We start from the raw sequence: 26,877 nt of genomic DNA, 5'->3' as shown, positions 1-26,877 counted from the left end.
TTCAACTTCCTTGGGTGAGGACGGGGACGCCGAACAGCGGCCAGACGGCGAGGGCGAACGCCAGCACCACGGCCGCCGTCAGCGGGGCGAGCACGGCCGACAGCCGCAGCAGGTCGCGCGAGGTGTACGTCGGGGTGCCCGGGAGGTCGGAGAAGAGCGTCACCGGCTTCGCGGACGCGGGCAGGGTGTGGCAGAAGCCGGCCGCCGCGGTCGACGCGAGGGCGGCCGCGACCGGGTTGACGCCGGAGCCGGCCGCGGCCGCGACCACCAGCGGCACCAGCACGCTGGAGCGGGCCGAACGGGACTGGAGGACCAGGTGGGCGGCCGTACTGACCGTGATCACGGCGGCCAGGAAGAGCCACGGCGGAACGCTCACCGGCAGCCCCGACACCAGCCAGCGGGCCGCGCCCGAGTCGGCGAGGGCGACGCCCATCGCCATCGTGGCCGCCATGAAGAGCAGCAGTGACCACGGCACGGTTCTGAGGGCGTCCTTGAGGCGTACGGTGCCGAGCGCGGGGGACGACGCGACGACCGCGCCGATGAGGGCGACGACGGCGGGCGGCACCTGGTGCAGCGGCTCGCTGCACCACAGCACCACCACCGTGGCGAGCAGTGCCGCGCACCGGGTCTCGGCGGGGCCGAGCGTGCCGGTGACCGGTTTCTCGCTGTGTTCCTGGATCTGCCCGGCGGTGATGCGGACCGGACCGCGGCGGTCCGTGCGGCGCGTGGTCGTCAGCAGCACCGCCTCCGCCGCCAGATGGGACGACACGGCGGCGAGCGGCAGCCCGAGCAGCAGCCACTGGGTGAAGCCGATGCGCTCGCCGGTCGCCTCCCAGAGCACGGAGACCGTGATCAGGTGGGCGCCGGCGCCGATCAGGGTGGCGACCGCGGACAGCAGGATCACCGTGGGGAAGAGCAGGGCCAGCATGACGACCAGGCGGCGGCGGTCCGTGAGGACCTTGGCGAGGGCGAGGAAGACGGGCAGGGCGAGGGCCGCGCGGCCGGAGGTGGCGGGCACGGCGAACGCGGTGACGACCAGGGCCGCGGTGGTGAGGTGCGTGAGCTGGCGTACGGTACGGGCGCCGCTCACCAGGAACGCCGCGGCCCGGCCCGCGAGACCGGTCCGCGCCACGGCCGCCGCCAGCACGAACGCGCAGATCAGCAGCCATACGGTCTCGTCGCCCAGGGTTCCGAAGAGGGTCTCGCTGCTGATCACACCGGTCGCGGTGAGGGCGAGACCGGCGCCGAGGGCGATGTAGGTGTCGTCCACGGGGGTGGCGATCCAGGCGCAGGTCGCCAGGGTGAAGACGGCGAGGGTCAGGCGGGCGTCACCGGACAGGCCGGGGGACACGCCGGGGACGGCGAGCAGTGCGCACAGGGTCAGCGCGGTGCAGAGCGCCGCGTACTGCCACGGCTTCAGCGGGGTCAGGGTCACACCGAGAAGCCTCGGAGGCCCGGGTGAGCCTCCCATGAGCCGTACATGAAGGGAACTTCACCCGGTACGGCCGGCCTCCTGCCCCGTGGGAAGGCGGTAGCCCATGCCGCGCACCGTCTCGACGCGCTCCGCGCCCAGCTTCTTGCGCAGGGCCCGGACGTACACGTCCACGATGTTCGAGCCGGGGTCGAAGTCGTAGCCCCACACGTGGGAGAGGATCTGCTCGCGCGACAGGACCTGGTCCGGGTGGCGGAGGAACAGCTCCAGCAGCACGAACTCACGCGCCGTCAGGTCCACCGTCCGCTCGCCCGACCGCGCCCTGCGCGTCCGCAGGTCCAGTGACAGCTCGCCACTGCGCAGCACCGTGACCTCCGGCGCCCGCGCCGCCGTGCGCAGCCGCAGCCGGACCCGGGCGAGCAGCTCCTCGAAGCGGAAGGGTTTGGTCATCCAGTCGTCGGCGCCGCCTTCGAGGCCGGCCACCGTGTCCCGTACGGAATCGCGCGCCGTCAGGACGATCACCGGCACGCTCACCCGGGCCTCGCGCATCTCGCGCAGCACCGTGAAGCCGTCCTTGCCGGGGAGCCCGATGTCGAGGACGACCAGGTCGAAGCCGCCGGTGCAGGCGTAGTCGTACGCCGTCTCACCGTCGGAGGCGACCGTCGTCGTGAAGCCGTTGGAGCGCAGGCCCTTCTCCACGAAGGAGGCGATGCGCTCCTCGTCCTCGACGATGAGAATCCTGCTCATTGGTCCTCCAGTCCGACGACGAGTACGAAGGTGGCCCCGCCACCCTCGGTGGGGCGCAGCTCGACACGGCCCCGGTGCCCCTCGGCGATCGCCTTGACGATGGACAGGCCGAGCCCCGCGCCGGTCCCGCGCGCCCCGCGCCGCGCCGTCCCGCGCCGGAACCGTTCGAAGATCACTTCGGTGTCCTGCTCCTGTACGCCCGGCCCGCTGTCGGCCACGTACAGCTCGGCCCGGCCCTCGCGGACCCGCGAGCCGATGCGCACCCGCTGCCCCGGCACGGTGTGCTGCACGGCGTTCTGCGCGAGCTGCACCATCGCCTGCGTGATGCGCTGCGGATCGAGGTGCGCCTCCCGGTCGGCGACCGTGTCCAGTACCCACGCGCGGTCGCCCAGGGTGCGCGCCTTCACGTAGACGTCCGCCGTCAGCTCGGCCAGCTGCACCGGCTCCGGCGTCACGAAGTCGGGACGCTCCGCCTTGGCGAGCAGCAGCAGGTCCTCGACGATACGGCTCATCCGGTCGAGCTCGTCGGTGACCAGACGTACGGTCTCCTCGCGTTCGGCCGGGTCGTCGCCCATCAGCTCCAGGTGGCCGCGCACGATCGTGATGGGTGTGCGCAGCTCGTGGCCGGCGTCGTCGACGAACTCCCGCTGCGCGGCGAAGGCCCGCTCCAGCCGGTCGAGCATGGCGTTGAAGGTCTCGGCGAGCGCCGCGATGTCGTCCCGTCCCTGGACGGGGATGCGCCGGGTGAGGTCCTGCTCGGTGAGCTGCGCCGCTGTCATGCGTACGACCCGTACGGGGGCGAGGATGCGGCCCGCGACCGCCCAGCCGATGCCGGTGGTCATCAGCAGTGCCACCCCCGAGATGGCCAGCAGCGTACGGAACGCCTCCTCCGCGATGGCCCGCTCGTTCTCCGCGTGGAAGGCGACGACGAAGGCGGCGGGCGGCGCGGCGCCGGCCGGGGCGATCTCGACCTTGGCCCAGCGGACCTCGCCCTGCGGCCTGCGCAGGGTGCCCGAGGACGCGTCGGAGGCGAAGACCTCGGCGAGCGAGGCCCGGTCCCGGTGCAGGGGGGTGCCGACCGGGATGTCACGGGGCTGGCGCAGCACGTCCGGCACGGGGTTCGGCGACCGGGTGAGGCCGAGCAGTTCCTCGTCCGGGTCGGAGTACTGGCGTTGCAGGAAGACCTCGAGCAGCCTGCGCGGTTCGCCGAAGCGGCCGCCGGTGGCCGGGTCGACCCCCTGGTCCACGAAGTTCGCGAACTCACGGGTCTCCTGGGTGAGCAGCCGGCCGATCCGGTGGTCGAGGTCCCGCAGCAGGATCGAGCGGGTGGTGGTCGCCACGGCGCCCAGCGCCACCGCCATCACCGCCAGCAGCCACAGCAGGATGCGGACCCGCGCGGAGATCCTGCGTGATTCAGTCCTTTTCACCGGGATCGTCGTCGTCGGAGTCCGGGTCGTCGTCGGCGTCGTCGTTCGTGGCCGTGGGGCCCGGGACGACCGCGTCGCTCGGAGTGGTGCTGGGGGTGGCGCCGGGTGTGGTGCCCGGAACCGTACGGGGCGAGGGCGGCCGGGTGTCCGGAGCGGTGCTCTCCAGCTCGACCTTGGACGGCACCTTCGGCGGCTCGGGGCTGTCGGTCAGGGCGTAGCTGGTCGCGGCGATGCCGAGCGGGATCGCGACGACGGCCGCGAGCGTCGCCAACCGGTGGGAGAAAGCCATGGACGCCATCGTGACGGGGGCGCGTGGAACCCGGATGAGGCCGGGATGAAGAATCCTTCATGTGCGCGCCGGGAAGCCGGAGGCGTTACGCGTCGAGCCCGATCGCGAAGGCCGCTTCCAGGTCGTGCTGCGAGTACGTGCGGAACGCGACATGCGTGTCGGTGCCCTCGACGCCGGGGATCTTGCTGATCCGGCCGGGGATGACGTCCGCCAGGTCGTCGTGTTTGGCCACGCGGACCATGGCGATCAGGTCGTACGTACCGGTGACGGAGAAGACCTCGCTGACGCTGTCCAGCGCGGCGATCGACTCCGCGATCTCGGGGATCCGGTCCACGCTGGTCTTGATGAGCACGATCGCGGTGATCACGGTTGGCTTTCTCCCTGGGTGGCCGACGCTGAGGTCTTCACTCTATCCGTACGCCGGTAGCGCCCCCAGGTGTAGAGGAAGCCCGCGCAGAACCCCGCCACATGTGCGAGATACGCCACTCCGGGGCCCGGGTCCGCGCTGCGCGCCGCCAGCCACTGCAGGACGAACCAGAAGATCAGGACGATCCACGCGGGGAAGCGCAGCGGCAGGAAGAGGAGGAAGGGGAACAGACTGGTGACGCGGGCGCTGGGAAAGAGGAAGAGGAAGGCGCCGAGCACCGCCGAGATCGCTCCCGAAGCCCCTACCAGCGTCTCGTCGGAACCGGCGTGGGCGACGGCGTACGCGAGCAGGGCGAGGTAGCCGCAGCCCATGGAGAACAGGATGAACTGGACGCGGCCCATCCGTTCCTCGGTCATCACCCCGAAGACGTACAGGAAGAGCATGTTGCCCAGCAGGTGGAGCCAGTTGCCGTGCACGAACAGGGCGGTGAGCGGAGTGAGCAGCGCGGCCGGGGTGCCGCTCAGCAGCTCGCTCGGGATCACCCCCCAGCGCTCGAAGTACGCGCTCTGCGCGGCGAGGAGGATGTCGCCGGTGCCGTAGGACGGATTGAGCCCCGAGAGGGGGCCGAGGGCGAAGACCAGGCAGCAGAGACCGATGGCGCCGTACGTCACCACGGGCCCCCGGGCCGCTTCCCGCCAACTGATCATGCCCGGATCATCCCGTAACGGGAGCGGGCGGGGCGGACCGCCTCGCCGGGCCCCGTCCCGCACGGTGGACTGTCCGCCGCACGGGGTACCTGTGAGGCCGTAGGGTTACGGGCAGTAGGCACGAAGAAAGAGGACGCACGATGACCACGGTTCCCCTGCCGACTGCCGAGACCCGGTGGCGCTGCGCCCTGTGCGGCAACCTCACGCGTTTCGATGTGACCCGCTCGTCCAAGGTGGTCGAGTACGTCCACCTCGACCTGGCCGGAGAGCCGAAGGTCGAGGAACGCGAGGTGGTCAGTGAGACCATCGAGTCCGTGCGCTGCCGCTGGTGCAACGCGGTGGACCAGATCGAACTGGTGGACAGGCCGGGTGCCGGCTCCTGAGAGGACCGGCCGAGAAGTAGTGGGGTGACGGATTGTGGAGCATGCAAGCGGCGCTGAACCGGCCGAATCGGCCGGGGACGCCGCGGAGGTGCTCGACCGCCCGCTGCCCGAAGGCGTACGGCACAAGGTCGTCGCGCTGGTCTCGGACGCCTTCGGCGGGCTCACCGTCGCCGAACTCCCGGCCCAGCTGAGGCAGTACGCCCGCTTCACCCCGACCCGGCGTGCCAAGTTCGCGGGGAACGCGATGGCCGCGGCGCTGGAGGGGGACCCGGTGTTCCGCCAGCGCATCGGCGAGCGGCTGCGCGAGGCGCAGCCCGAGCTCGCCCGCGCGCTGGAGTCCGGTGCCCCCCCGGCCGCCGCCGACCCCGCCGACGTGGCGGCCGCGGCGTACGTGCTGCGTCCCGTCGGCTGGGTCAAGCTGGTGGCGGCCGCGGGCGAGGAGGCCCTGCGGGCGGACGCCGAGCGTGCCGACGAGGCCGCCCAGCGCGAGCTGGAGCGGCTGCGCGGGGAGCTCGCGCAGGCGCGCGAGCACACGAAGAGCGAGACCGAGCGGCTCCGCACGGAGCTGGAGGCCGCCCGCAAGGAAGCCGACGTACTCCACCGCAAACTGCGCAGCGCGCTGAGCGACGTGAAGCGCGGCGAGGCCGCCCTGCGCCGTACGAACGCCGAGACCGAGGCGCTCAGGACCGAGGCCGCCGCCCAGGTCGCCGCGGCCGAGAGCGAGGCGCGGCGGCTCAGGACCCGGCTCGGCGAGGCGGAGGCGGCCGTCGAGTCGAGCCGCAGGGCGGTGCGCGAGGGCCGCAGCATGGAGGACATGCGGGTGCGGCTGCTGCTCGACACGGTGCTGGACGCCGCCCAGGGGCTGCGCCGCGAACTGGCCCTGCCGCCGGCGTCCGTACACCCCGCCGACACGGTGGAGGCCGTCGAACCGGGTCGTATGACCCCCAAGGACATCGCGGCCAGGGCGCTCTCCGAGACCGACCCCGCGCTGCTCGACCAGTTGCTGGAGCTGCCGCAGTGCCATCTGGTCGTGGACGGCTACAACGTCACCAAGACCGGCTATCCGCAGATGCCGCTGGACAAGCAGCGGTTGCGGCTCCTGGGCGGTCTGTCGATGCTCGCGGCGCAGACGGGCGCCGAGGTGACGTGCGTCTTCGACGGGGCGGAACTGGTGGCGCCGGTGCTGCTCGCGCCGCCGCGCGGCGTCCGCGTGCTGTTCAGCAAGCCGGGGGTGACCGCCGACGAGCTCATCAGGCAGCTCGTACGGGCGGAGCCGCCGGGGCGGCCCGTGGTGGTGGCCTCCACCGACCGCGAAGTGGCCGACGGGGTCGCGAAGGCGGGCGCCAGGCCGGTCGCGTCCGCCTTGCTGCTGAAGCGGCTTTCGCGCGTCTCATAACTCTTCGGCGTAATGCCCGGATTGAGGAAACGTAACGTCAAGTGGCCATTACTACGCGTGTGATGTAAGTAAATAATGTGACCAGGGGGTGAGTTTTTAGCCCTTGGGATTTGATCTGATCACAAGAAGGTCACTAAGGTCTGCCCTCGAACCTTCGCACGGTTGATCGCCCACCCGGGGCGGCAGCGGAGGTACCGCCGAGTCCATGCAATTCGGTCCAAAGTTCCGCGGGGGAACCGAATCGTGGAGCCGGGGACGACGTCCCCCGCCCCGGTAGGCGGCTCGAGGAAGAAGGAGCTCGCCTTCGTGGCGTCCCACCGTCGTCCCAAGCAGCCGAGCCGCACTCGTGTGACTGTGCTCACAGCGACCGCAGCCGCAGCCGTCGCTCTCACGTCCCAGACCGCTCAGGCCGACCCCAAGCCGTCCAAGAGCGAAGTCAAGGCCAAGGTCGACAAGCTGTACCACGAGGCCGAGGTGGCCACGGAGAAGTACAACCAGTCCAAGGAGCGGCAGGACAAGCTCAAGGAAGAGGTCGACAACCTCCAGGACAAGGTCGCCCGCGGCCAGGAGGACCTCAACGACCTGCGCGGCCAGCTCGGTTCGGTGGCCAGCGCGCAGTACCGCTCCGGCGGCATCGACCCCTCCGTGCAGCTCTTCCTCTCCACCGACCCGGACAGCTACCTCGACAAGGCCGGCGCGATCGACCAGTTGAGCGCCAAGCAGGCCGAGTCGCTGGAGAAGATCCAGGCGAAGCAGCGCGCCCTCGCGCAGCAGCGCGCCGAGGCGACCGACAAGCTCGCCGACCTCGAGGACGTGCGCAAGGAACTCGGCGACAAGAAGAAGAAGTTCCAGGGCAAGCTCGCCGAGGCGCAGCGCCTTCTCAACACGCTCACCGCCGAGGAGCGGGAAGAGATGCGGGAGAAGGAGCGGGAGAAGGAGCAGCGCGCCAGCCGCGCGGTCAGCGACCGGGTGGAGCTGGGCAAGGAGCAGGCCGCTTCCGGGCGCGGCGCCGCGGCACTGGCCGCCGCCGCCACCCAGATCGGCAAGCCGTACGTCTCCGGCGGATCCGGCCCCAGCTCGTACGACTGTTCCGGGCTGACCCAGTGGGCGTACGCCCAGGCCGGTGTCTCCATCACCCGGACCACGTACACGCAGCACAACGACGGCACCAAGATCGGCCGCGGTGAGCTCAAGCCCGGCGACCTGGTGTTCTTCAGCAACCTCTCCCACGTGGGGCTCTACGCCGGCAACGGGCAGGTGCTGCACGCCCCTTACCCGGGAACCAACGTCCGCTACGAGGCGATGGAGTACCTGGGCACCTTCCAGTTCGGCGTGCGTATCTGACGGCGCGCGCCCGACGAACGCCGAAGGCCGTCGCCACACCGCCCGTTCGGGCGAATTCCGGCAACGTCCGCTGACTGTCCGCCCCGCCGGTGACCTGGTTCTCCGGCGGGGCGTCACTGTCTGTGCCCGGCCGCGGTCTTTGGTCACTGTGTGATCGCACCGCTACTGTCTGCACGCGCAGCTCCCCGGTCCATCGGTCCGCCCGCCCGGGCGGCAGGGGGCTGCACGCAGCGGAAGGGAGTGCGGCTTCCTGTGGCGACCCATCGGCGTCCTTCACAGTCCGGCCTCACACAGAGCGCCCGGGTCACAGTTCTGTCCGCTGCCGCGGCCACGGCGGCGGCAGCGTTCGCCGCCCCGCCGGCGGGCGCCGACCCCCACGACACCTCCTCGGCCACCACCACGGCCACCCAGGCGCGGGTCGACCGGCTCTTCGCGCAGGCCGAACAGGCCACCGAGAGGTTCAACGAGGCCGACGAGCGCGCGGACCGGCTGCGGGAACAGGTCGACCGGGCCCGGGACGAGGCCGCGCGCGGCCAGGAGCGCATCAACCGCATGCGGGGCGCGCTCGGTGCGATCGCGGGCGCCCAGTACCGGGAGGGCGGCATGGACCCGGCACTCGCCCTGCTGCTGACCGAGAACCCCGACAGCTACCTCGCCAAGGCCGCGGCGCTCGGCCGCGTCAGCGCCCGCCAGGCCGCCGCCCTGACCGAACTGCGGTCCGCGCAGCGCGAGCTGAGCCAGGAGCGCGCGGAGACCTCCGCCGCCCTCGGCGAGCTGGAGCGCAGCCGGGCCGCCGTCGCCCGCCACAAGCGCACCGTGGAGCGCAAGCTCGCCGAGGCGCGGCGGCTGCTCAACTCGCTGTCGTCCGCCGAGCGCGAGGAGTTCGACGACCGGGCGTCCCGTTCCGGCCGCAGCGGGACGCCGCCCACGGCCGTGCCGGCCGGGGCGGCGGGAGCGCCCGCCTCGTCGCGCGCCTCGGCGGCCGTGTCGGCCGCGCGGCAGGCCGTGGGAAAGCCGTACGTCTGGGGCGCCAACGGCCCGACCGGCTTCGACTGCTCGGGCCTCACCCAGTGGTCGTACGCGCAGGCGGGCGTCTCCCTGCCGCGCACCTCGCAGGCGCAGCGGTACGCCGGACGGCAGGTCCCCCTCGATCAGGCGCAGCCCGGCGACCTCGTGGCGTACCGCGACGACGCGAGCCACATCGGGATGTACATGGGCAACGGCCAGGTGGTGCACGCGCCCTACCCCGGCGCCCCGGTGCGCTACGACCCGGTCGGCATGATGCCCGTCTCCTCGGTGACCCGGGTCTGACCCGGTCGCGCGCCGGGGCCCGTACGATCGGCCGGGTGGCAGGACGGCGGCGCGGGACTCGGTGGCAGCGGTGGGCGGGGCCGGGCCCCGCCGCGCTCCTCGCCGCGCTCCTGCTCGTGTCCGGGTGCGCGGCCCCCGGGGAGCCGGCGGACACCGCGGCCCAGGACATCCGGCGGGCACTGGACCGCAGGGCGGCGGCCGTCGTCGACCGTGACGAGAGCGCGTATCTCGCCGCCCTCGACCCGGCGGCGGCGAGCCTGCGGGCGGCGGGGCGCAGGGAGTTCGCGAACCTCGCGCAGGTGCCGCTGCGCTCCTGGGAGTACCGGCTGACCGCCCTCGACCGTACGGGCGCGGAACGCGCCACCGCCGAGGTCGAGCTGCGCTACCGGTTCGACGGGTACGACGACGCGCCAGTGAAGGCGGCCGAACGGCTGGACCTGGTCCGGCGGGACGGGCGCTGGTACGTCGCCGCCGAGCACCCGGGCAGCGGCGGCGGGCGCCAGTTCTGGGAGCAGGGCGAGGTCACGGTCGTACGCGGCGCACGCAGCCTGGTCCTCGGCGCCGGCCAGGACGAGCAGCGGCTGCGCGCCATGGCGGACGCAGCCGACCGCGCGGTGCAGGCGGCGGACCGGGCCTGGCCGGGCCGGTGGGCGCGGCGCCTGGTGGTCCTGGTGCCCCCCTCGCTCGACTCCATGGGCTCGCTGCTCGGCGCTCCGGCGGCCGGGTACCGGGGCATCGCGGCCGTCACCACCGGGAAGACGGGCGGCTCGGGAGCCGCGCCGGCGGACCGGGTGATCGTCAACCCCGAGGCGTACGCGCTGCTCGGCGGCTTCGGACAGCAGATCGTCCTCACCCACGAGGCCGCCCACGTCGCCACCCGTGCCGACACCTCGGCCGCCACCCCGATGTGGCTCTCGGAGGGCTTCGCCGACTGGGCGGCGTACCGGGAGACCGGGCGCACCGCCAGCGAGGCCGCCCCCGAGCTCGGGCGGGCCGTGCGGAAGAAGGACCTGCCCGCCGCACTGCCGACGGACCAGGAGTTCGGCTTCGGCTCGGGCGCGGACACGGACACGCTGGCGCGCTCGTACGAGGGCGGCTGGCTGGCCTGTGCGCTGATCGCGCAGGAGTGGGGCGAGGAGAGGCTGACGGCCTTCTACCGGGCGGTCGGCGGGCACGGGCGGCGCGAGGGCGCGGTCGAGAAGGCGATGCACGAGGTGCTGGACACGACTCCGGAGGACTTCACGGCGCGGTGGCGCGCGTACGTGCGGGAGCGGCTCGCGTAACCGCGGAGCCGGGGCGGGGCGGTCGGGGGAGAGGCTCCGCGGGGTGCGGTGCCCGGCCTGTCGCGCCGGCGGGCCGGGCCGTTCGGTACTGTCGGCGGCGATGCACAAGACCTTGATCGTGACCAACGACTTCCCGCCCCGCCCCGGCGGCATCCAGGCGTTCCTGCACAACATGGCGCTGCGCCTGGACCCCGAGCAGCTCGTCGTCTACGCCTCCACCTGGAAGCGCGGCAGCGAGGGCGCGGCGGCCACCGCGGCCTTCGACGCCGAGCAGCCGTTCACCGTCGTACGCGACCGGACGACGATGCTGCTGCCGACGCCGCGCGTCACCCGGCGCGCGGCCGGGCTGCTGCGCGAACACGGCTGCGGGTCCGTGTGGTTCGGGGCGGCCGCGCCGCTCGGACTGATGGCTCCCGCCCTGCGCAGGGCGGGAGCGGAGCGGATCGTCGCCACCACGCACGGCCACGAGGCGGGCTGGGCCCAGCTGCCCGCCTCCCGGCAGCTGCTGCGCAGGATCGGCGAGGGTACGGACACGATCACCTATCTCGGCGAGTACACCCGCTCGCGGATCGCGGCCGCGCTCACGCCCGAGGCCGCCGCGCGCATGGTCCAGCTGCCGCCCGGCGTCGACGAGAAGACCTTCCACCCCGGCTCCGGCGGCGACGCGGTCCGTGAGCGGCTCGGGCTCGCCGGCCGACCCGTGGTGGTGTGCGTGTCCCGCCTGGTGCCGCGCAAGGGCCAGGACACGCTGATCCTGGCGATGCCCCGGATCCTGCGCGAGGTGCCCGACGCGGTGCTGCTGGTCGTGGGCGGCGGGCCGTACGCCAAGGAGCTGAGGAAGCTGGCCGCCGAGACCGGTGTCGCCGGCTCGGTGCGCTTCACCGGGCCGGTGCCGTGGGCGGAGCTGCCGGCGCACTTCGGCGCGGGCGACGTCTTCGCGATGCCGTGCCGTACGCGCCGGGGCGGGCTCGACGTCGAAGGGCTCGGCATCGTCTACCTGGAGGCGTCGGCGACCGGACTGCCGGTGGTGGCGGGCGACTCGGGCGGGGCGCCCGACGCCGTACTGGACGGGGAGACGGGCTGGGTGGTGCGCGGCGGGCCCGCTGAGGCCGCGGCCGAGGAGTCCGCGGAGCGGATCGTCGCGCTGCTCCAGGACCCGCAGCTGCGGCGGCGGATGGGGGAGCGGGGCCGGGAGTGGGTCGAGGAGAAGTGGCGCTGGGACCTGCTCGCGGAGGAACTGAAGGCATTGCTGTGAGGCAATGAGGCGGTGGGGGCCGGAGGCTGGGGGGCGACGCCGTGCGGGGCGGCCGGTGGAGGCCCGGTTCCGGGACTCCACCGGCGCCGGGCCGTCAGCTCCGGTAGAGCGCCTCGATCTCGTCGGCGAAGTCCTTCGCCACCACGTTGCGCTTCAGCTTGAGCGACGGCGTGATGTGTCCGGCCTCTTCGGTGAACTGGGCCGCCAGCACGCGGAACTTGCGCACCGACTCGGCCTTCGACACCGCCGCGTTGCCGTCGTTCACCGCCTGCTGGACGACCGCGAGCAGCTCGGGGTCCTCGCGCAGCGCCGTCGCGGTCGAACCGGCCGGCTTGCCGTTCTCGGCGGCCCAGCGGCCGAGGAACTCCTCGTCGAGGGTGACCAGCGCGCCCACGAACGGCCGCCCGTCGCCCACCACCATGCACTCCGCGACCAGCGCGTGCGCCCGGATGCGGTCCTCGATCACCGCGGGGGCGACGTTCTTGCCGCCCGCCGTGACGATGATCTCCTTCTTGCGGCCGGTGATCGCGAGGTAGCCGTCCTCGTCCAGCGTGCCGATGTCGCCGGTGTGGAACCAGCCGTCGGTCAGCGCCTCGACGGTGGCGCTCTCGTTGTTCCAGTAGCCGGAGAAGAGGTGCTCGCCGTGGAGCAGCACCTCGCCGTCGTCCGCTATCCGCACGACCGAACCCGGCAGCGGCTGGCCGACCGTACCGATCTTCTGCCGGTTCCACGGGTTGAAGGCGGTGGCCGCGCACGACTCGGTCAGGCCGTACCCCTCGAGGACGGTGAAGCCGATGCCGCGGAAGAAGTGGCCGAGGCGCTCGCCCAGCGGGGCGCCGCCGGAGATCGCGTACTCGCCGCGGCCGCCGAGCACCGCGCGCAGCTTGCTGTAGACCAGCTTGTCGAAGACCTTGTGCTTGAGCTTCAGGCCGAAGGACGGGCCCTGCGGGGTGCCGATCGCGCGGCTGTAGGCGATCGCGGTGTCCGCGGCCTTGTCGAAGATCTTGCCCTTGCCGTCCGCCTGCGCCTTGGCGCGGGCCGAGTTGTAGACCTTCTCGAAGACGCGCGGCACACCGAGGACCATCGTCGGCCGGAAGGAGGCGAGTTCGTCGGTGAGGTTCTTGATGTCCGGTACGCAGCCGAGTTTGATCGGCGCCATCACCGACGCCACCTCGACCAGCCGGCCGAAGACGTGCGCGGCCGGCAGGAAGAGCAGTACGGAGCACTCGCCCGTACGGAACAGCGGCTTCAGGCGCTCGACGACGTTGCCGCACTCCGCGAAGAAGCTGCGGTGCGTGAGCACGCAGCCCTTGGGGCGGCCGGTGGTGCCGGAGGTGTAGACGATCGTGGCCGGGTCGTCCGCCTTGGCGCTCGCGCTGCGCTCGTCGACCGTCTCGTCCGTGACCCCGGCGCCCGAGGCGCACAGGTCCTCCACGGCGCCCCCGTCGATCTGCCAGACGTGCTCCAGGGCGGGCAGCCGGTCGCGTACGGACTCGACGGCGGCGGCGTGCGCGCCGCTCTCGACGATCACGGCCACCGCGCCGGAGTCGCCCAGGATCCACTGCACCTGCTCGGCGGAGCTGGTCTCGTACACCGGCACGGTCACCGCGCCCGCGCTCCAGATCGCGAAGTCCAGCTGCACCCACTCGTAGCGGGTGCGGGACATCAGGGCGACCCGGTCTCCCGGCCGCACGCCGGCCGCGATCAGGCCCTTGGCGGCGGCGCGGACCTCGGCGAGGAACTCGGTGGCGTTGACATCGGTCCAGGCGCCCCCGACCTTGCGGCTCATGACCGCCACTTCTGGGTGCTGCGTGGCGTTGCGGCGGATGAGATCTGTCAGGTTGCCGTCCGAGGGGACCTCGTACAGGGCCGGAAGGCTGAACTCGCGCAAAACTGCTGCTCCTCATCGGGCGCCGGCGCCACGTCGGTGTGCGCGTCGACTGCGGTCCAAGACCGGGCAGGTGCTCAGTGGGGTGAGCACATTTGGACTGCCCGGACGTTACCCATCAGTAGTCGGTTCCCGATAGGGGGGTAAGACCAGATGTTCGCTGCGTCACACGTCGCGGCGGTGCTCCGCGCAGACTAGTCCAATCCGGCGGCAACCTGGAAGTAACCGCAGGTCCGACCCCCTCTACCCAGGCCCGGGCGGGCATCCTAGGGTGATCGTCATGCGAGTCCATGTGGTCAGCGACGTACACGGGAACGCCAGGGACCTGGCCAGGGCGGGAGACGGTGCCGACGCGCTCGTCTGCCTCGGTGACCTGGTGCTCTTCCTCGACTATGCCGATCATTCCCGCGGGATCTTCCCCGATCTCTTCGGCACGGAGAACGCGGACCTGATCGTCGAGCTGCGCACCGCCCGCCGCTTCGAGGAGGCCCGCGAGCTCGGCCGCAGGCTGTGGGAGGGCATCGACCGGGCGGCCGCCACCGAGAAGGCGGTGCGCAAGCAGTACGCCGAACTCTTCGCGGCGTTCCCCACCCCGACGTACGCCACCTACGGCAACGTCGACATGCCGCAGCTGTGGCCCGAGTACGCCGGGCCCGGCACCACCGTCCTCGACGGCGAGCGCGTCGAGATCGGCGGCCGCGTCTTCGGCTTCGTCGGCGGCGGCCTCAGGACGCCGATGCGCACGCCCTACGAGATCGGCGACGAGGAGTACGCCGCCAAGGTCGAGGCGCTGGGCGAGGTGGACGTGCTGTGCTCGCACATCCCGCCCGAGGTCCCCGAGCTCGTGTACGACACCGTCGCCCGCCGCTTCGAGCGCGGCAGCCGGGCCCTGCTCGACGCGATCCGCCGTACTCGCCCCCGGTACGCGCTCTTCGGCCACGTCCACCAGCCGCTGGCCCGGCGCATGCGTGTCGGCGCGACGGAATGCGTGAACGTCGGTCACTTCGCTTCCACCGGCCGCCCCTGGGCGCTGGAGTGGTGAGCCCGGAGCGGTGACGGGCCCCCCGGCCGATCGCGGTAGCCTTCACGCGGACATGCCCCCGAAACCCCTGTCCCCTGACCGGAACCGCACTGGAGGAGCCACAGCGATGGCGGAACACACCAGCTCGAGCATCACGATCGAGGCGGCGCCGGCCGACGTGATGGGCGTGATCGCCGACTTCGCCCGCTACCCCGAGTGGACCGGCGAGGTGAAGGAGGCCGAGGTCCTGGCCACCGACGCCGAGGGCCGCGCCGAGCGGGTGCGCCTGCTCCTGGACGCCGGCGCGATCAAGGACGACCACACCCTCGCGTACACCTGGACCGGTGGCAACGAGGTCAGCTGGACGCTGGTCAAGTCCCAGATGCTGCGCGCCCTCGACGGTTCGTACAGCCTCGCCCCGCTGGACGGCGGCCGCACCGAGGTCACCTACCGGCTGACCGTCGACGTCAAGATCCCGATGCTCGGCATGATCAAGCGCAAGGCCGAGAAGGTCATCATCGACCGCGCCCTGGCCGGTCTGAAGAAGCGCGTCGAGAGCCACCCGAGCCAGCCGAAGGGCTGATGTCCCGCATGCGTACGGTCCTCGTCACCGGCCCCGGCGGCGCGGGCCGCACCACGGTCGCCGCGGCGACCGCCCTCGCGGCGGCACGCGGCGGGGACGGGTCCTCCCCCTCCCGGACGCGGCCGGGGGGCCGGGGAAAGGTCCTCGTCCTCTCCACCGACGCGACGGACACCCTGGGCGCGGTCCTGGGCACGGCGACCGGCCCCGCGCCCGTCGAGGCGGCCCCGGGGCTCTGGGCCGCCCGGCTCGACTCCGGCGCCCACTCCCGCGCAGAGCTCCTGGCGTTCCAGGAGCGGGCGGCTTCCATACTCGACCTGCTCGGCGCGAACCGGCTGGCCGCCGAGGAACTGACCGAGCTCCCGGGCGGCGAGCAGTTCGCCCTCCTGCGCGCCCTGCGCGCCTGCGCCGAGGCCGGCGACGGCACCGGCGGCCTTCCGGGAACGTACGACCTGGTGGTGGTCGACCTGCCGCCACTGTCCTCGGCCCTCGCCGTCCTCGCCCTCCCCGAACAGCTGCGCCGTTACCTGCGCCGGCTGCTGCCGCCCGAGCGGCAGGCGGCCCGCGCGCTGCGGCCCATGCTCGCCCAGCTCGCCGGTGTCCCGATGCCCGCGCAGTGGCTGTACGAGACGGCCGCCCGCTGGGACGGGGAACTGGCCGCCGTCCAGACCCTGCTCGCCGACCCCGGCACGACCGTACGGCTGGTCGCCGAGCCCGGGCCCGCCGGAGCCGACGCCCTGCGCACCGCCCGTACCGGACTGGCCCTCTTCGGCCTCGGCGTCGACGCGGTCACGGCGAACCGGACGCTGCCGCAGGACTCCCCGGACACCTGGCTCGCGACGCTCTCCGCCCAGCAGCAGAAGTGTCTGGCCGAGTGGTGCGACGTGTGGCAGCGGGCGGCGCCGGTCCGCGAGGTGCGTCACCTAGGCCGCGACCCGCGCGGTCTCGACGATCTGGACGCGCTGGCCGGGGACGGGGCCCTCGCGGTGGAGCCGGGGCGCGGGGACGCGGACGAGCCCTGGCCCGTGGAGGACCGGCTCGCCGACGACGGCGTCCTCGTCTGGCACCTTCCGCTGCCCGGCGCCGTGAAGGAGGAGATCGGCCTGGTCCGACGGGGCGACGAACTCGTCCTCGACGCGGGCCCGTTCCGCCGGATCCTGCCGCTGCCCTCCGCCCTGCGCCGCTGCGACGTCTCGGGCGCGGGCCTGACGGGCGGCGTGCTGAAGGTGCGGTTCACGCCGGACCCCCGGTTGTGGCCGCAGACCAAGTGAACCGCCTGCCGCCGTTCGGGTAACGTCAGTGGTACGAGGCGTACGTACGGTACGAACCGCCCCCTGTCGCAGGAGTCCGCCATGAGCGATGCCACCGAGCTCCCCCACGGCTCGAAGAGCATGGGAGGGGCCCCCTTCTCCCCCGAGCCCGCCGAGGCCCCCGACGCCGACGCGTGGGCGAAGGCGTGCGCCGAGGATCTCGCCGCCGAGAGGGCCCGTCGCCGCGCCCAGGACGGCGGGGCGCAGCCGGGGTCCGCCGCCGAGGAGCTGCGCAAGCTCGTCGACGCCGTCGCCGACAAGGTCGCCTCCCTCCAGTCGGCTCTGCCCGGCATGGCCGCGCAGGGCGCCGTCAGCCAGTTCATCAGCCAGGCGAAGTCCGCCGTCGAGCCGGTCATCGAGCGCAACCCGGAGGTCTTCGACCACCTGGCCGCGGCCGGCAACGAGCTGCTCGCCGCCTACCGCTCCGCCGTCCAGGGCCAGGAGGGCCGCTGGACCCGCGGCCCGTCGCAGCCGGAAGAGCGCAAGCCGGAAGAGCACAAGAAGGACGGCGCCGACGGCGAGGACGGCCCCGAAGGCCCCTCGTCGAGCACCCACATCGATCTGGACTGAGCCGGGCCTCGGGTACGGTTGCCCTAGCGGGGCTCGACCGAAAACTGAGGGACACATGGGACTCACCATCGGCGTCGACATCGGCGGCACGAAGATCGCGGCAGGCGTGGTCGACGAAGAGGGCGCCATTCTCGACACCCACAAGGTGCCCACTCCGTCGACTGCCGAAGGCATCGTCGACGCGATCTGCGCGGCCGTCTCGGAGGCGGGCAAGGGCCACCAGATCGAGGCGGTCGGCATCGGCGCCGCCGGGTACGTCGACGACAAGCGCGCCACCGTTCTCTTCGCGCCGAACATCCACTGGCGGCACGAGCCGCTGAAGGACAAGGTCGAGCAGCGCGTCGGTCTGCCGGTCGTCGTCGAGAACGACGCGAACGCGGCGGCCTGGGGCGAGTACAAGTTCGGCGCCGGCCAGGGCCACGAGGACGTCATCTGCATCACCCTCGGCACCGGTCTCGGCGGCGGCATCATCATCGGCAACAAGCTGCGCCGCGGACGCTTCGGCGTGGCCGCCGAGTTCGGCCACATCCGGGTCGTCCCCGACGGCCTGCTGTGCGGCTGCGGCAACCAGGGCTGCTGGGAGCAGTACGCGTCCGGGCGGGCCCTTGTCAGGTACGCCAAGCAGCGTGCCAACGCCACCCCCGAGAACGCCCGGCTCCTCCTCGCCCTGGGTGACGGCACGGTCGAGGGCATCGAGGGCAAGCACGTCAGCGAGGCCGCCCGGCAGGGCTGCCCGGTGGCGGTCGACTCCTTCCGCGAGCTGGCCCGCTGGGCGGGCGCGGGCCTGGCCGACCTGGCCTCGCTCTTCGACCCGTCGGCGTTCATCGTCGGCGGCGGTGTCTCGGACGAGGGCGAACTCGTCCTCGACCCGATCCGCAAGTCCTTCCGGCGCTGGCTCATCGGCGGCCAGTGGCGTCCGCACGCGCAGGTGCTCGCGGCGCAGCTGGGCGGCAAGGCCGGCCTCGTCGGGGCGGCGGACCTGGCCCGCCAGGGCTGACGCCCGCACGCCCGTACGTGTGCGGAGTGCCCGCCATGCCCTCTTGGGGCGCGGCGGGCATTTCCGTATCTTGATCCGCATGGCGACGAGTAGGACTGCGACGAATACGCTGCCCGCTTCCCGTACCGAGCCGGACGGTTCGGCCGTGATCCGTGTCCTCAGCTACAACATCCGCTCCATGCGCGACGACCGCGAGGCGCTGGCCCGGGTGATCGCCGCCTGCGAGCCCGACCTCGTCCTCGTGCAGGAGGCCCCGAGGTTCTTCCGCTGGCGCAAGCGCGCGGCGTGGCTCGCCGCCCACAGCGGCCTGGTGGTGCTCGGCGGCGGAGCCACCGCTTCGGGGCCGCTGCTGCTGTGCTCGCTGCGCGTGACGGTGGAGCGCACGGAGGACGTGCTGCTGCCGCGTACGCCGGGGCTGCACCAGCGGGGGTTCGCGACGGCGGTGGTACGGATCGGGGGTGCCCGGCTCGGCGTACTGAGCTGCCACCTGAGCCTCCAGGGCGAGGAGCGGTACGCGCAGGGCGGGATGCTGCTCGACCGCGTCGGGGAGATGGGCGTGGAGCACGCGGTCGTGGGCGGCGACCTCAACGACCGGCCGGACGGGCGGACTTTCCGCCGGCTGGCGGGTGAGCTCCAGGACTGCTGGGCGGCGAAGCCGTGGGGCGGGGAGTTCACCTCGACCCCGGAAGACCCCCGCCAGCGCATCGACGCGGTCTTCGCGACGCCGGGGATCGAAGTCCTGGGCTGCGGCGTCCCGCCGGACCTCCCGGAGGCGGACGTGAGGGCGGCCACGGACCACCTGCCGGTGCTGGCGGCGCTGCGGGTCCCGGCAGCCTAGGCGCGGGCGTGCGCTCGCACCGGGCGGGCTCGATCCGGGCCCGCCCAGTGCGTGAGGGCACGGGGGAAGGGGCGGAGGAAAGCCCCTACACGACCGCGCCGCGGCCGGGGTCGTCGCCGTCCTCGTCGTCGTCGTGCGTCATCCGCGCCACCAGCGTGGCGAAGCCGCCCAGGAAGCCGCCGACGCCGAGCGTCGTCAGCCACCACGTCATGTCCCACCGGAACAGCACGGCGACGAGCAGCAGCAGCGGGCCGCCGAGGACCGCTATCCAGGCGAACTTGGCCGTGGCGTCGGCGGGCGGCAGCGGGGGCGGCTCCGGAGGGACGAAGTGGCCCTCGTCGCTTCCGTCGAGGTCGTCCTCGCGCGGCTCCGCCAGGGAGTAGTTGCGCGGGCCGCCGATGCCGGGGGCGAAGACGACGGAGCTGCCGAGCGGCCTGTCCGGGTCCGGATCCGTGTCCTTCTGCCCGGTCCCGGTGTCCGCCCCGGCCTCCGGGCCCTTCTTCGGCGGCTTCTCCGGCCGGTCGGTGACGGCGCCGGTGCCGGCACCGTTGAGGTCGTCGTCGCCCTCCGGCAGGAAGAGGTCCTCGATCGGCTTGAACGGCTTCGCGCCCGGCGGATCCGGCGGCTCCTCGCCGTACCCGGCGACGATCGCGGCCCATGCCGCGTCCTCGTCGACAGGGGGCCCGGCGGACGGCCCGGCGGGCGCCCCGGCAGCGGGCGCCCCAGTGGCGGGCGCCCCGGTGGCGGCCGCCTCTGCCGCCCCCGCCGTCTCGTCCGGCTCCCGCCCCTCCTCGCGGCCCGCAGGCTCCGCGTCGTGCTCAGCCACCGGTGGTGCTCCCCTTCTTCCCGACACGTGGAGCGAGGCGGCCGATGAACGCATGACTCTCGTCGAAGATCCGCTCCGCGTCATGGTCCAACGTCGCGACGTGGTAGCTCTGTTCCAGCAGGATCTCGGTGACGTCCGTCGACGAGACCCGGCTGAGGATGCGGGCCGAGTCGGCCGCCGGCACCACATGGTCCTGCGGGCTGTGCAGGAGCAGCAGCGGCTGGGTCACCTGCGGCAGCTCGGAGTCGACGATCCGGAAGAAGTTCCGCACGGAGTGGGCCGCGTGCAGCGGGACGCGGTCGTAACCGACCTCCTCCACCCCCGTCCTGGCGATGTCGCTGCGCAGCCCCTTCGTCGTACGTACGAGATGGCGGGCCACCGGCAGCGCGTACGCCGACAGGCCGTGCACCTTGTTCGCCGGGTTGACCACGGCGATCCCGCTGATCGCGTCCCCGTGCTTCGCGGCCAGGCGCAGCGTCAGGGCCCCGCCCATGGAGAGCCCGAAGACGAAGACCTGGCTGCACTGCCGGCTCAGCACGCGCAGTTCGCGGTCGACCTCCGCGTACCAGTCCTGCCAGCCCGTGAGCTGCATGTCCTCCCAGCGGGTGCCGTGACCGGGCAGCAGCGGGAGGGAGACGGTCAGTCCGCGCTCGGCCAGGTGGTCGGCCCAGGGGCGCAACGACTGCGGGGAACCGGTGAAGCCGTGGCAGAGGAGGACGCCGACCTCTCCGCCCTCGTGGCGGAACGGCTCGGCTCCAGGGAGGACCGGCACCGGGGTCTCCTGTTCATGAGTCTTGGACGGCGAAAGGGGGAGCGCACGATGTACTTCACCGTACGCGACCGGACCGACACCGACCAGGTCCGTCGGGCGGCCTTGTGCGGAGAGAGCGCAGGCCCCGCACCGGTTATGGTCTTGTCGACAGACACAGGGAAGGCACTCGGTTGATCTACGGCGCAATGAAGTTCTCCATCGGAGGGCCATTGAAGGCTGCCTTCAGGCCCTGGGTGGAGGGACTGGAGAACATTCCCGCCGAGGGCCCGGCGATCCTCGCGAGCAACCACCTGTCCTTCTCGGACTCCTTCTTCCTGCCCGCCGTCCTCGACCGCAAGGTCACCTTCATCGCCAAGGCCGAGTACTTCACCTCGCCCGGTGTGAAGGGGAAGCTCACCGCCGCCTTCTTCAAGGGCGTCGGCCAGCTGCCCGTGGACCGCTCGGGCGCGCGCGGCGCGGGCGAGGCGGCGATCAAGGCCGGCATCCAGGTCATCAGGGGCGGCGGCCTCTTCGGCATCTACCCCGAGGGCACCCGCTCGCCCGACGGCCGTCTCTACCGCGGAAAACCGGGCGGCCTCGCGCGCGTGGCGCTCGCCACCGGCGCTCCCGTGATCCCGGTCGCGATGATCGACACCGAGAAGATCCAGCCGCCCGGCAAGGTCATGCCCAAGCTGATGCGGCCGGGGATCAGGATCGGCAAGCCGCTGGACTTCGGCCGCTATCACGGGATGGACGGAGACCGGTTCATTCTGCGGTCGGTGACCGACGAGGTCATGTACGAGATCATGAAGCTCTCCGGCCAGGAGTACGTCGACATCTACGCGACGGCGGCGAAGCGCCAGATCGCCGACGCGGAGAAGGCCGCCAAGGCCGAGAAGGCGGAGCAGGGCGGCGCGTAACCGCGTCCGTCCGGGGGGATGGGGATGATGGCCAAGGCTCGGCGCGAGCGGGTCGTACGCATGTCGGTCGAGCAGCCGCTGTGGCGTGCGCTCACCGCCTACCGCGTCCTGACGATGCTCTACGCGGTGTTCCTCTTCGTGTTCACCCGGGAGAAGTTCGAGCGTCCGTGGGTGGCCGTCGCCTTCCTCGCGGTGATGTCCCTCTGGACCCTCGTCACGCTCCCCAAGGTGGCGAACGCGGCGAGCTGCACCAAGCGCTTCCTCGGCGTCGACCTCGCCGTCGCCCTGACCGGCATCCTGCTCACCCCGCTCGCCGACTTCCACGCGCAGCAGGTCGACGGCTCCACCCTGCCGTCGATATGGACCGCGGGTTCCGTCCTCGCGTTCGCCATCAAGGGCGGCTGGCGCTGGGCGGCCTTCGCCTCCTCCTTCGTCGCCGCCGCCAACATCGTCGAGCGCGGCCACCCCAGCCGGGACACCCTCCACAACGTCCTGCTGGTGTGGGTCGCCTCCATCGCGATCGGTTACGTCGTCGAGGTCGCCCGCGCCTCCGAGCGCACCCTCGCCCGCGCCCTGGAGATCGAGGCCGCGACCCGTGAGCGCGAGCGCCTCGCCCGTGACATCCACGACAGCGTGCTCCAGGTCCTCGCCATGGTGCAGCGGCGCGGCGCGGCCCTCGGCGGCGAGGCGGCCGAACTGGGCAGGATGGCCGGGGAGCAGGAGATCGCCCTGCGCACCCTGGTCTCCAGCGGCCTCGTACCGGCGACGCGCGCCTCGGAGGACGCCGCGCAGGGCGCGGTGGTCCGTACGGTCGAGGTGGACGACGGCGACGAGGACGGCGGCACGGGCGACGGGTGCCCCTGCGATCTGCGCTCCCTGCTCGCCCCGCACGCCGGTTCCAGGGTCACCTTCGCCGAGCCCGGCGCCCCGGTCCTGCTGGAAGCGGCGGCGGCCCGGGAGCTCGCGGCGGCTGTCAGTGCCGCACTGGACAATGTCCGCAGGCACGCGGGAGAGGACGCCCGGGCCTGGATCCTGGTCGAGGACTGGCCGCAAGAAGTGATCGTGACGGTGCGGGACGACGGCCCCGGCATCCCCGAGGGCAGGCTCGCGCAGGCCGAGGGGGAGGGGCGCCTCGGCGTCGCCCTGTCGATCCGAGGGCGGTTGCGGGACATCGGGGGCACCGCCGAGCTGATCTCGGTGCCGGGGCAGGGCACGGAAGTAGAACTGAAGGTTCCACGGGGGAAGGCAGGACAGGCGCGATGAGCGAAGAGCAGCAGCAGGCGATCAGGGTGATGGTCGTCGACGACCACCCGATGTGGCGGGACGCGGTCGCCCGCGACCTCGAAGCCGCGGGGTTCGACGTGGTCGCCACGGCGGGCGACGGGCCGCAGGCGGTGCGCCGCGCCCAGGCCGTCGGACCCCAGGTCCTCGTCCTCGACCTCAACCTCCCCGGCATGCCCGGCGTCCAGGTCTGCAAGGAGCTCGTCGGCGCCGACCCGGCGCTGCGGGTCCTCGTGCTGTCCGCGAGCGGCGAGCACGCCGACGTACTGGAAGCGGTGAAGTCCGGCGCGACGGGCTACCTGCTGAAGTCCGCGGGGCCCGACGAGCTCATCGACGCGGTACGGCGCACGGCCGCCGGCGACCCGGTCTTCACCCCGGGCCTGGCGGGCCTGGTCCTCGGCGAGTACCGCCGGCTGGCCTCCGACCCGGCGCCCGCGGCCTCGCCGAACGAGCCGAAGGCACCCCAGCTCACCGACCGCGAGACCGAGGTGCTGCGGCTGGTCGCCAAGGGGCTCTCGTACAAGCAGATCGCCGAGCGCCTGGTGATCTCGCACCGCACCGTCCAGAACCACGTGCAGAACACCCTCGGCAAGCTCCAGCTGCACAACCGCGTGGAACTCGTCCGCTACGCGATCGAACGCGGCCTCGACGACGCCTAGTGCGCCCGGTGCGGCCCAGCCGAACGGGGCGAAGGGACAGCTCCGCGCGGCCCGGAGCACTGACCGGGGAGGCGGCGGCGCGGCTCAGGACGGCCGGCCCGGAGCTCTGCGCCGGGGCCGGGGGCTTCTTCGGCCGAGCGGGACGAGGACATGGGCCGTATATTCGCGATGTCCGCGCGGTACAGCCCCTCTCTCCGCTTTCCCCCTCCCGGGAGACGTCGTGGAAATCCTGGCATTCGGTGTGCAGTCCGACGAGAGACCACTGATCGAGAACGCCTTCGCCGGTCACCACGACATCCGCTGTCTCGATGTCTTCCTCAGCGAGGACACCGCCCCCATCGCCGCCGGCCACGAGATCATCAGCACCAGCGTCAACGCCGATCTGGGGGCGGGCGTCCTGCGCGCGCTCGCCGCCGGCGGAACGAGGATGATCGCCCAGCGCTCCACCGGCTTCAACAACATCGACCTCGACGTCGCCGGGCAGCTCGGCCTGACGGTCGCCCGCGTCTCGTACTACTCGCCGTACTCCGTCGCCGAATTCGCCTGGACCCTCGCGATGGCCGTCAACCGCCGCATCGTGCGCGCCGCCGGACGCACCCGCGACTTCGACTTCCGCCTCGACGGGCTCCTCGGCCGTGACATGCGCGGCCGTACGGCCGGTGTCCTCGGCACCGGAAAGATCGGCGAGGCGTTCACCCGTATCGCCCACGGCTTCGGCATGAACCTGCTCGGCTGGGACCTCGTCCAGAACCCCGCCTGCGTCGGGCTGGGCATGGAGTACGTCGACAAGGACCGCCTCCTCGCCGAGTCCGACCTGGTCAGCCTGCACCTGCCGCTGATGCCCGCCACTCACCGTCTCATCGGAGCCGTCGAGCTGCGTGCCATGAAGGACGACGCGATCCTCGTGAACTCGAGCCGCGGTGGTCTCGTCGACACCGCGGCTCTCGTCCGTGAACTGCGCCTGGGCCGCTTCACCGGGGTGGGGCTCGACGTGTACGAGGCGGAGGCCGGGCTCTTCTTCCTGGACAAGTCCCTGGAGGTCGTCGACGACGACACCCTGGCCCGGCTCGTCACCCTCCCGAACGTCCTGGTCACCTCGCACCAGGCGTACTACACCGTCGACGCGGTCGGCCAGATCGTCGAGGCGACGCTCGGGAACGTCCTCGACTACACGGCGGGCCGCCGCAGCGAGAACGTCCTGGTCCCGGCGGAGCCGGCCGTGAGCTGACCGAGCATCTCGCCCACGATCACGGTGCCCCGCAGCGTCAGCACCGACTCCGGGTGGAACTGCACGCCCGCGAAGCCCGGCCCGCGCAGGGCGTGCACCTCGCCGGAGACCGGGTCGCGGCTGACCTCGACGCCGTGCGCGGCCAGCTCCGCCGCCTCGTCCTCGCCGCAGCGGGCGACGAAGCTGTTGTAGAAACCGACGGTCTCCGGTCGCCCGAAGAGATCGATCCGGGTCTGCGCCCCCTGGTACGGCACTCGCTTGCGCACGGTCCCCAGGCCCAGCTCGGCCGCCAGCAGTTCGTGCCCCAGACAGACCCCGAGCAGCCCGTGCCGGTGTTCGCGCACCAGCTCCGCCGTGAGTCCGCGCAGGAACCGCATCTTGGGGTCGTCCTCGTCGGAGGGGTTCCCGGGCCCGGGGCCGAGCACCACGGGACCCCCGTGCGCGAGCGCGGCCTCCCGCAGGCCCGGCTCGTCGTACCGCCGTACGGACACGTCGAGCCCGGACGAGCGCAGCAGATGCGCGAGCATCGCCGTGAAGGTGTCCTCCGCGTCGATCACCAGCGCGTGTCCGGTCAGGGACGACGTGCGCTCCTGCATGCGCAGCCAGAACGGCGCGAGGGACGCGCGCCGCGAGTCGAGCGCCTCCCGTACGCGCGGATCGTCCGCCAGCCCCGGCCGTACGTCCTCGCGCTCCGGCCTCGCGGGGCGCACCCCCAGCGCCGCCAGCACCCCCGCCGCCTTGGCGTGGGTCTCGGCGACCTCGCTGTGCGGGTCCGAGTCGCGCACCAGCGTCGCCCCGACCGGCACCCGCAGCCGCCCGTCCGGTGCGATGTCGGCGGTGCGGATGAGGATCGGCGAGTCCAGGGTCTGGGCGCCGCCCGCGTCACGGCCGACGAGGGCCAGTGCGCCCGCGTAGTAGCCGCGGCCCCCGGTCTCGTACCGCTCGATGACCCGGCAGGCGTTCTGCACCGGCGACCCGGTGACGGTCGCCGCGAACATCGTCTCCTTCAGCACCTCGCGCACGTCCAGGGACGTCCGGCCCCGCAGCTCGTACTCGGTGTGCGCGAGGTGGGCCATCTCCTTGAGCCGCGGGCCGACCACGACCCCGCCCCGGTCGCCGACGGTGCACATCATCTTGAGCTCTTCGTCGACGACCATCGAGAGCTCCGCGGTCTCCTTGCCGTCGTCGAGGAAGTCCAGCAGCCCCTCGGTGCTCGGCCCCTGGGCCGGGTAGCGGTACGTACCGCTGATCGGGTTCATCACGACGGTCCCGCCGCTCATCCGCACGTGCACCTCGGGGCTCGCGCCGACCAGCGTGCGCTCCCCGGTGTGCACGACGAAGGTCCAGTACGCGCCCCGCTCACCGGCGAGCAGCCGCCGGAAGAGCGCCAGCGCGTCGGCCCGCCCGAACCCGGGGACGCTGCCCTCGAAGGTCCGGCGGATGACGAAGTTCGCGCCCTCGCCGCGCCCGATCTCGTCCTCGATGACCCGCCGCACGATCCCGGCGTACTCCTCGTCGGCGACGTCGAAGGCCCCGCCCTCGACCCGCACCTCGTGCGCGGGCAGCTGCGCGAGGACGTCGTCGAGCGGCAGGGCGTACGCCTCGTCGGCGACCAGCACACTCAGCGGTGTCCCGTCGTCCCGCACGTCGAACCCGCGCTCCCTGATCTGCCGGAACGGCACCAGCGCGAGCACGGGCAGGTCGCCGGAGCCGGCCGGGACGTCGGCGAGGCGCGCGGCCTCGCGCACGTCCCCGATCAGCAGCTCGACGGTGTCGTGGTCGTGGCCGGGGGTCCGCCTGCGCAGGAGGGCGAAGGGGCGGGTGTCGTCCAGCAGTGCGCTGATGAGCATCGGTGGTGTTCCTTCCGAGTCCGGGGGGAGTCCGAGTGGAGCCCGAGCGCGGAGCCGAGTGGAGAGGAACAGCCTCTGGAAACACCGAAGGCCGCCTCTCGGGCGGCCTTCGCGGTTCAGTGGTGCGCGCGATTGTCAGTGGGCCGCCGGATGAGCGGTCCACCACCAGGTCTGAGTCGTCTGCGCGAACATGCTCCGAACCCTAGCGGACCCGGGC

General features: G+C 72.6%; 27 protein-coding genes. 16 read left to right on the top strand and 11 right to left on the bottom strand.

Annotated features, from left to right (window positions below):
- Position 1 precedes the first annotated feature (1 nt).
- From ACWD0Y_RS03490 to ACWD0Y_RS03465, 6 genes are all read right to left on the bottom strand, one after another.
- Positions 2-1,429 carry an SLC13 family permease gene (locus ACWD0Y_RS03490; RefSeq protein ID WP_450258894.1) on the bottom strand — a complete coding sequence of 476 codons (1,428 nt, stop codon included), beginning with the start codon at positions 1,427-1,429 and terminating at the stop codon, positions 2-4.
- Positions 1,430-1,492: 63 nt separating this feature from the next.
- Positions 1,493-2,179, bottom strand: a complete 687-nt coding sequence (locus ACWD0Y_RS03485; protein WP_450258810.1) for a response regulator transcription factor — start codon at positions 2,177-2,179, stop codon at positions 1,493-1,495.
- Entirely contained in the window at positions 2,176-3,540 is a 1,365-nt protein-coding gene (locus ACWD0Y_RS03480; RefSeq protein WP_450258893.1) for a sensor histidine kinase, read from the bottom strand. Before ACWD0Y_RS03480 ends, ACWD0Y_RS03485 begins: the two co-directional genes overlap by 4 nt.
- 52 nt (positions 3,541-3,592) lie before the next feature.
- The gene (locus ACWD0Y_RS03475) at positions 3,593-3,895 is read right to left on the bottom strand and encodes a small hydrophilic protein (RefSeq protein WP_450258809.1); all 303 of its coding nucleotides are present in this window, start codon (positions 3,893-3,895) and stop codon (positions 3,593-3,595) included.
- An 85-nt stretch (positions 3,896-3,980) separates the two neighbouring features.
- The gene (locus tag ACWD0Y_RS03470) at positions 3,981-4,262 is read right to left on the bottom strand and encodes an Lrp/AsnC family transcriptional regulator (RefSeq protein WP_005318592.1); all 282 of its coding nucleotides are present in this window, start codon (positions 4,260-4,262) and stop codon (positions 3,981-3,983) included.
- Entirely contained in the window at positions 4,259-4,969 is a 711-nt protein-coding gene (locus tag ACWD0Y_RS03465) for a rhomboid family intramembrane serine protease (protein ID WP_450258808.1), read from the bottom strand. Before ACWD0Y_RS03465 ends, ACWD0Y_RS03470 begins: the two co-directional genes overlap by 4 nt.
- A 140-nt stretch (positions 4,970-5,109) precedes the next feature.
- Between ACWD0Y_RS03465 and ACWD0Y_RS03460 the strand changes: the two genes are divergently transcribed.
- The 6 genes from ACWD0Y_RS03460 to ACWD0Y_RS03435 all read left to right on the top strand — a co-directional run bounded on the left by ACWD0Y_RS03460 (position 5,110) and on the right by ACWD0Y_RS03435 (position 11,941).
- Positions 5,110-5,352: a hypothetical protein gene (locus ACWD0Y_RS03460; protein ID WP_093801229.1), complete on the top strand. Its 243-nt coding sequence runs from the start codon at positions 5,110-5,112 to the stop codon at positions 5,350-5,352.
- 34 nt (positions 5,353-5,386) lie between these two features.
- Positions 5,387-6,748: an NYN domain-containing protein gene (locus ACWD0Y_RS03455; protein WP_450258807.1), complete on the top strand. Its 1,362-nt coding sequence runs from the start codon at positions 5,387-5,389 to the stop codon at positions 6,746-6,748.
- Positions 6,749-7,054: 306 nt separating this feature from the next.
- Positions 7,055-8,092: a C40 family peptidase gene (locus ACWD0Y_RS03450; RefSeq protein ID WP_450258806.1), complete on the top strand. Its 1,038-nt coding sequence runs from the start codon at positions 7,055-7,057 to the stop codon at positions 8,090-8,092.
- Between the two features lie 252 nt (positions 8,093-8,344).
- On the top strand, positions 8,345-9,403 hold the full coding sequence (locus ACWD0Y_RS03445) for an NlpC/P60 family protein (RefSeq protein ID WP_450258805.1): 1,059 nt from the start codon (positions 8,345-8,347) through the stop codon (positions 9,401-9,403).
- A 35-nt stretch (positions 9,404-9,438) separates the two neighbouring features.
- A complete protein-coding gene (locus tag ACWD0Y_RS03440) occupies positions 9,439-10,686 on the top strand; it encodes a hypothetical protein (RefSeq protein WP_450258804.1) in 1,248 nt (415 codons plus the stop codon).
- A gap of 100 nt (positions 10,687-10,786) precedes the next feature.
- Positions 10,787-11,941, top strand: a complete 1,155-nt coding sequence (locus ACWD0Y_RS03435; RefSeq protein WP_450258803.1) for a glycosyltransferase family 4 protein — start codon at positions 10,787-10,789, stop codon at positions 11,939-11,941.
- A gap of 94 nt (positions 11,942-12,035) precedes the next feature.
- Here ACWD0Y_RS03435 and ACWD0Y_RS03430 read toward each other — a convergent pair whose 3' ends face one another.
- A complete protein-coding gene (locus ACWD0Y_RS03430) occupies positions 12,036-13,832 on the bottom strand; it encodes an AMP-dependent synthetase/ligase (RefSeq protein ID WP_450258802.1) in 1,797 nt (598 codons plus the stop codon).
- Between the two features lie 289 nt (positions 13,833-14,121).
- Between ACWD0Y_RS03430 and ACWD0Y_RS03425 the strand changes: the two genes are divergently transcribed.
- From ACWD0Y_RS03425 to ACWD0Y_RS03400, 6 genes are all read left to right on the top strand, one after another.
- Positions 14,122-14,871 (top strand): metallophosphoesterase family protein, encoded by a 750-nt coding sequence (locus ACWD0Y_RS03425; protein ID WP_450258892.1) that lies wholly within the window; start codon positions 14,122-14,124, stop codon positions 14,869-14,871.
- Between the two features lie 106 nt (positions 14,872-14,977).
- A complete protein-coding gene (locus tag ACWD0Y_RS03420) occupies positions 14,978-15,433 on the top strand; it encodes an SRPBCC family protein (RefSeq protein WP_450258801.1) in 456 nt (151 codons plus the stop codon).
- Positions 15,434-15,441: 8 nt separating this feature from the next.
- Complete coding sequence (locus ACWD0Y_RS03415; RefSeq protein ID WP_450258800.1) at positions 15,442-16,701, top strand: ArsA family ATPase; 1,260 nt, start codon at positions 15,442-15,444, stop codon at positions 16,699-16,701.
- Positions 16,702-16,821: 120 nt separating this feature from the next.
- Positions 16,822-17,310 carry a DUF5304 domain-containing protein gene (locus tag ACWD0Y_RS03410; RefSeq protein ID WP_450258891.1) on the top strand — a complete coding sequence of 163 codons (489 nt, stop codon included), beginning with the start codon at positions 16,822-16,824 and terminating at the stop codon, positions 17,308-17,310.
- A gap of 55 nt (positions 17,311-17,365) precedes the next feature.
- Positions 17,366-18,307, top strand: a complete 942-nt coding sequence (locus ACWD0Y_RS03405) for an ROK family glucokinase (RefSeq protein ID WP_450258799.1) — start codon at positions 17,366-17,368, stop codon at positions 18,305-18,307.
- A gap of 79 nt (positions 18,308-18,386) precedes the next feature.
- Positions 18,387-19,145 carry an endonuclease/exonuclease/phosphatase family protein gene (locus ACWD0Y_RS03400; protein ID WP_450258798.1) on the top strand — a complete coding sequence of 253 codons (759 nt, stop codon included), beginning with the start codon at positions 18,387-18,389 and terminating at the stop codon, positions 19,143-19,145.
- Positions 19,146-19,230: 85 nt separating this feature from the next.
- On the opposite strand, the gene ACWD0Y_RS03395 is transcribed toward ACWD0Y_RS03400, so the two are convergent.
- Both ACWD0Y_RS03395 and ACWD0Y_RS03390 read right to left on the bottom strand, forming a co-directional pair.
- On the bottom strand, positions 19,231-19,971 hold the full coding sequence (locus ACWD0Y_RS03395) for a hypothetical protein (protein ID WP_450258797.1): 741 nt from the start codon (positions 19,969-19,971) through the stop codon (positions 19,231-19,233).
- Entirely contained in the window at positions 19,964-20,743 is a 780-nt protein-coding gene (locus tag ACWD0Y_RS03390; protein ID WP_450258796.1) for an alpha/beta hydrolase, read from the bottom strand. Before ACWD0Y_RS03390 ends, ACWD0Y_RS03395 begins: the two co-directional genes overlap by 8 nt.
- A 170-nt stretch (positions 20,744-20,913) precedes the next feature.
- Here ACWD0Y_RS03390 and ACWD0Y_RS03385 point away from each other — a divergent pair, with 170 nt between their 5' ends.
- The 4 genes from ACWD0Y_RS03385 to ACWD0Y_RS03370 all read left to right on the top strand — a co-directional run bounded on the left by ACWD0Y_RS03385 (position 20,914) and on the right by ACWD0Y_RS03370 (position 24,810).
- Entirely contained in the window at positions 20,914-21,642 is a 729-nt protein-coding gene (locus tag ACWD0Y_RS03385; RefSeq protein ID WP_450258795.1) for a lysophospholipid acyltransferase family protein, read from the top strand.
- 24 nt (positions 21,643-21,666) lie between these two features.
- Positions 21,667-22,905, top strand: a complete 1,239-nt coding sequence (macS, locus tag ACWD0Y_RS03380) for a MacS family sensor histidine kinase (RefSeq protein WP_450258794.1) — start codon at positions 21,667-21,669, stop codon at positions 22,903-22,905.
- Positions 22,902-23,582, top strand: a complete 681-nt coding sequence (locus ACWD0Y_RS03375) for a response regulator (RefSeq protein WP_450258793.1) — start codon at positions 22,902-22,904, stop codon at positions 23,580-23,582. The genes macS and ACWD0Y_RS03375 overlap by 4 nt, the downstream gene beginning before the upstream one ends.
- Before the next feature lie 220 nt (positions 23,583-23,802).
- A complete protein-coding gene (locus tag ACWD0Y_RS03370; RefSeq protein WP_450258792.1) occupies positions 23,803-24,810 on the top strand; it encodes a 2-hydroxyacid dehydrogenase in 1,008 nt (335 codons plus the stop codon).
- Here the strand turns inward: ACWD0Y_RS03370 and ACWD0Y_RS03365 are convergent.
- A complete protein-coding gene (locus tag ACWD0Y_RS03365; RefSeq protein WP_450258791.1) occupies positions 24,750-26,660 on the bottom strand; it encodes an anthranilate synthase family protein in 1,911 nt (636 codons plus the stop codon). The genes ACWD0Y_RS03370 and ACWD0Y_RS03365 overlap by 61 nt on opposite strands.
- A 135-nt stretch (positions 26,661-26,795) precedes the next feature.
- Entirely contained in the window at positions 26,796-26,852 is a 57-nt protein-coding gene (locus tag ACWD0Y_RS03360) for a trp operon leader peptide (RefSeq protein ID WP_355716996.1), read from the bottom strand.
- Positions 26,853-26,877: the final 25 nt, after the last annotated feature.

Source organism: Streptomyces altiplanensis, from assembly GCF_053591575.1.
The sequence above is the reverse complement of the archived record's forward strand: the minus strand, read 5'-3'. Positions and strand labels throughout refer to the sequence as shown.

Bases quoted from the DNA above. Each gene is read 5' to 3' on its own strand.
- ACWD0Y_RS03485 (WP_450258810.1), bottom strand. From the start codon at position 2,179: ATGAGCAGGATTCTCATCGTCGAGGACGAGGAGCGCATCGCCTCCTTC.
- ACWD0Y_RS03480 (WP_450258893.1), bottom strand. From the start codon at position 3,540: ATGGCGGTGGCGCTGGGCGCCGTGGCGACCACCACCCGCTCGATCCTG.
- ACWD0Y_RS03475 (WP_450258809.1), bottom strand. From the start codon at position 3,895: ATGGCTTTCTCCCACCGGTTGGCGACGCTCGCGGCCGTCGTCGCGATC.
- ACWD0Y_RS03465 (WP_450258808.1), bottom strand. From the start codon at position 4,969: ATGATCAGTTGGCGGGAAGCGGCCCGGGGGCCCGTGGTGACGTACGGC.
- ACWD0Y_RS03460 (WP_093801229.1), top strand. From the start codon at position 5,110: ATGACCACGGTTCCCCTGCCGACTGCCGAGACCCGGTGGCGCTGCGCC.
- ACWD0Y_RS03435 (WP_450258803.1), top strand. From the start codon at position 10,787: ATGCACAAGACCTTGATCGTGACCAACGACTTCCCGCCCCGCCCCGGC.
- ACWD0Y_RS03420 (WP_450258801.1), top strand. From the start codon at position 14,978: ATGGCGGAACACACCAGCTCGAGCATCACGATCGAGGCGGCGCCGGCC.
- ACWD0Y_RS03415 (WP_450258800.1), top strand. From the start codon at position 15,442: ATGCGTACGGTCCTCGTCACCGGCCCCGGCGGCGCGGGCCGCACCACG.
- ACWD0Y_RS03410 (WP_450258891.1), top strand. From the start codon at position 16,822: ATGGGAGGGGCCCCCTTCTCCCCCGAGCCCGCCGAGGCCCCCGACGCC.
- ACWD0Y_RS03405 (WP_450258799.1), top strand. From the start codon at position 17,366: ATGGGACTCACCATCGGCGTCGACATCGGCGGCACGAAGATCGCGGCA.
- ACWD0Y_RS03400 (WP_450258798.1), top strand. From the start codon at position 18,387: ATGGCGACGAGTAGGACTGCGACGAATACGCTGCCCGCTTCCCGTACC.
- macS (WP_450258794.1), top strand. From the start codon at position 21,667: ATGATGGCCAAGGCTCGGCGCGAGCGGGTCGTACGCATGTCGGTCGAG.
- ACWD0Y_RS03375 (WP_450258793.1), top strand. From the start codon at position 22,902: ATGAGCGAAGAGCAGCAGCAGGCGATCAGGGTGATGGTCGTCGACGAC.
- ACWD0Y_RS03365 (WP_450258791.1), bottom strand. From the start codon at position 26,660: ATGCTCATCAGCGCACTGCTGGACGACACCCGCCCCTTCGCCCTCCTG.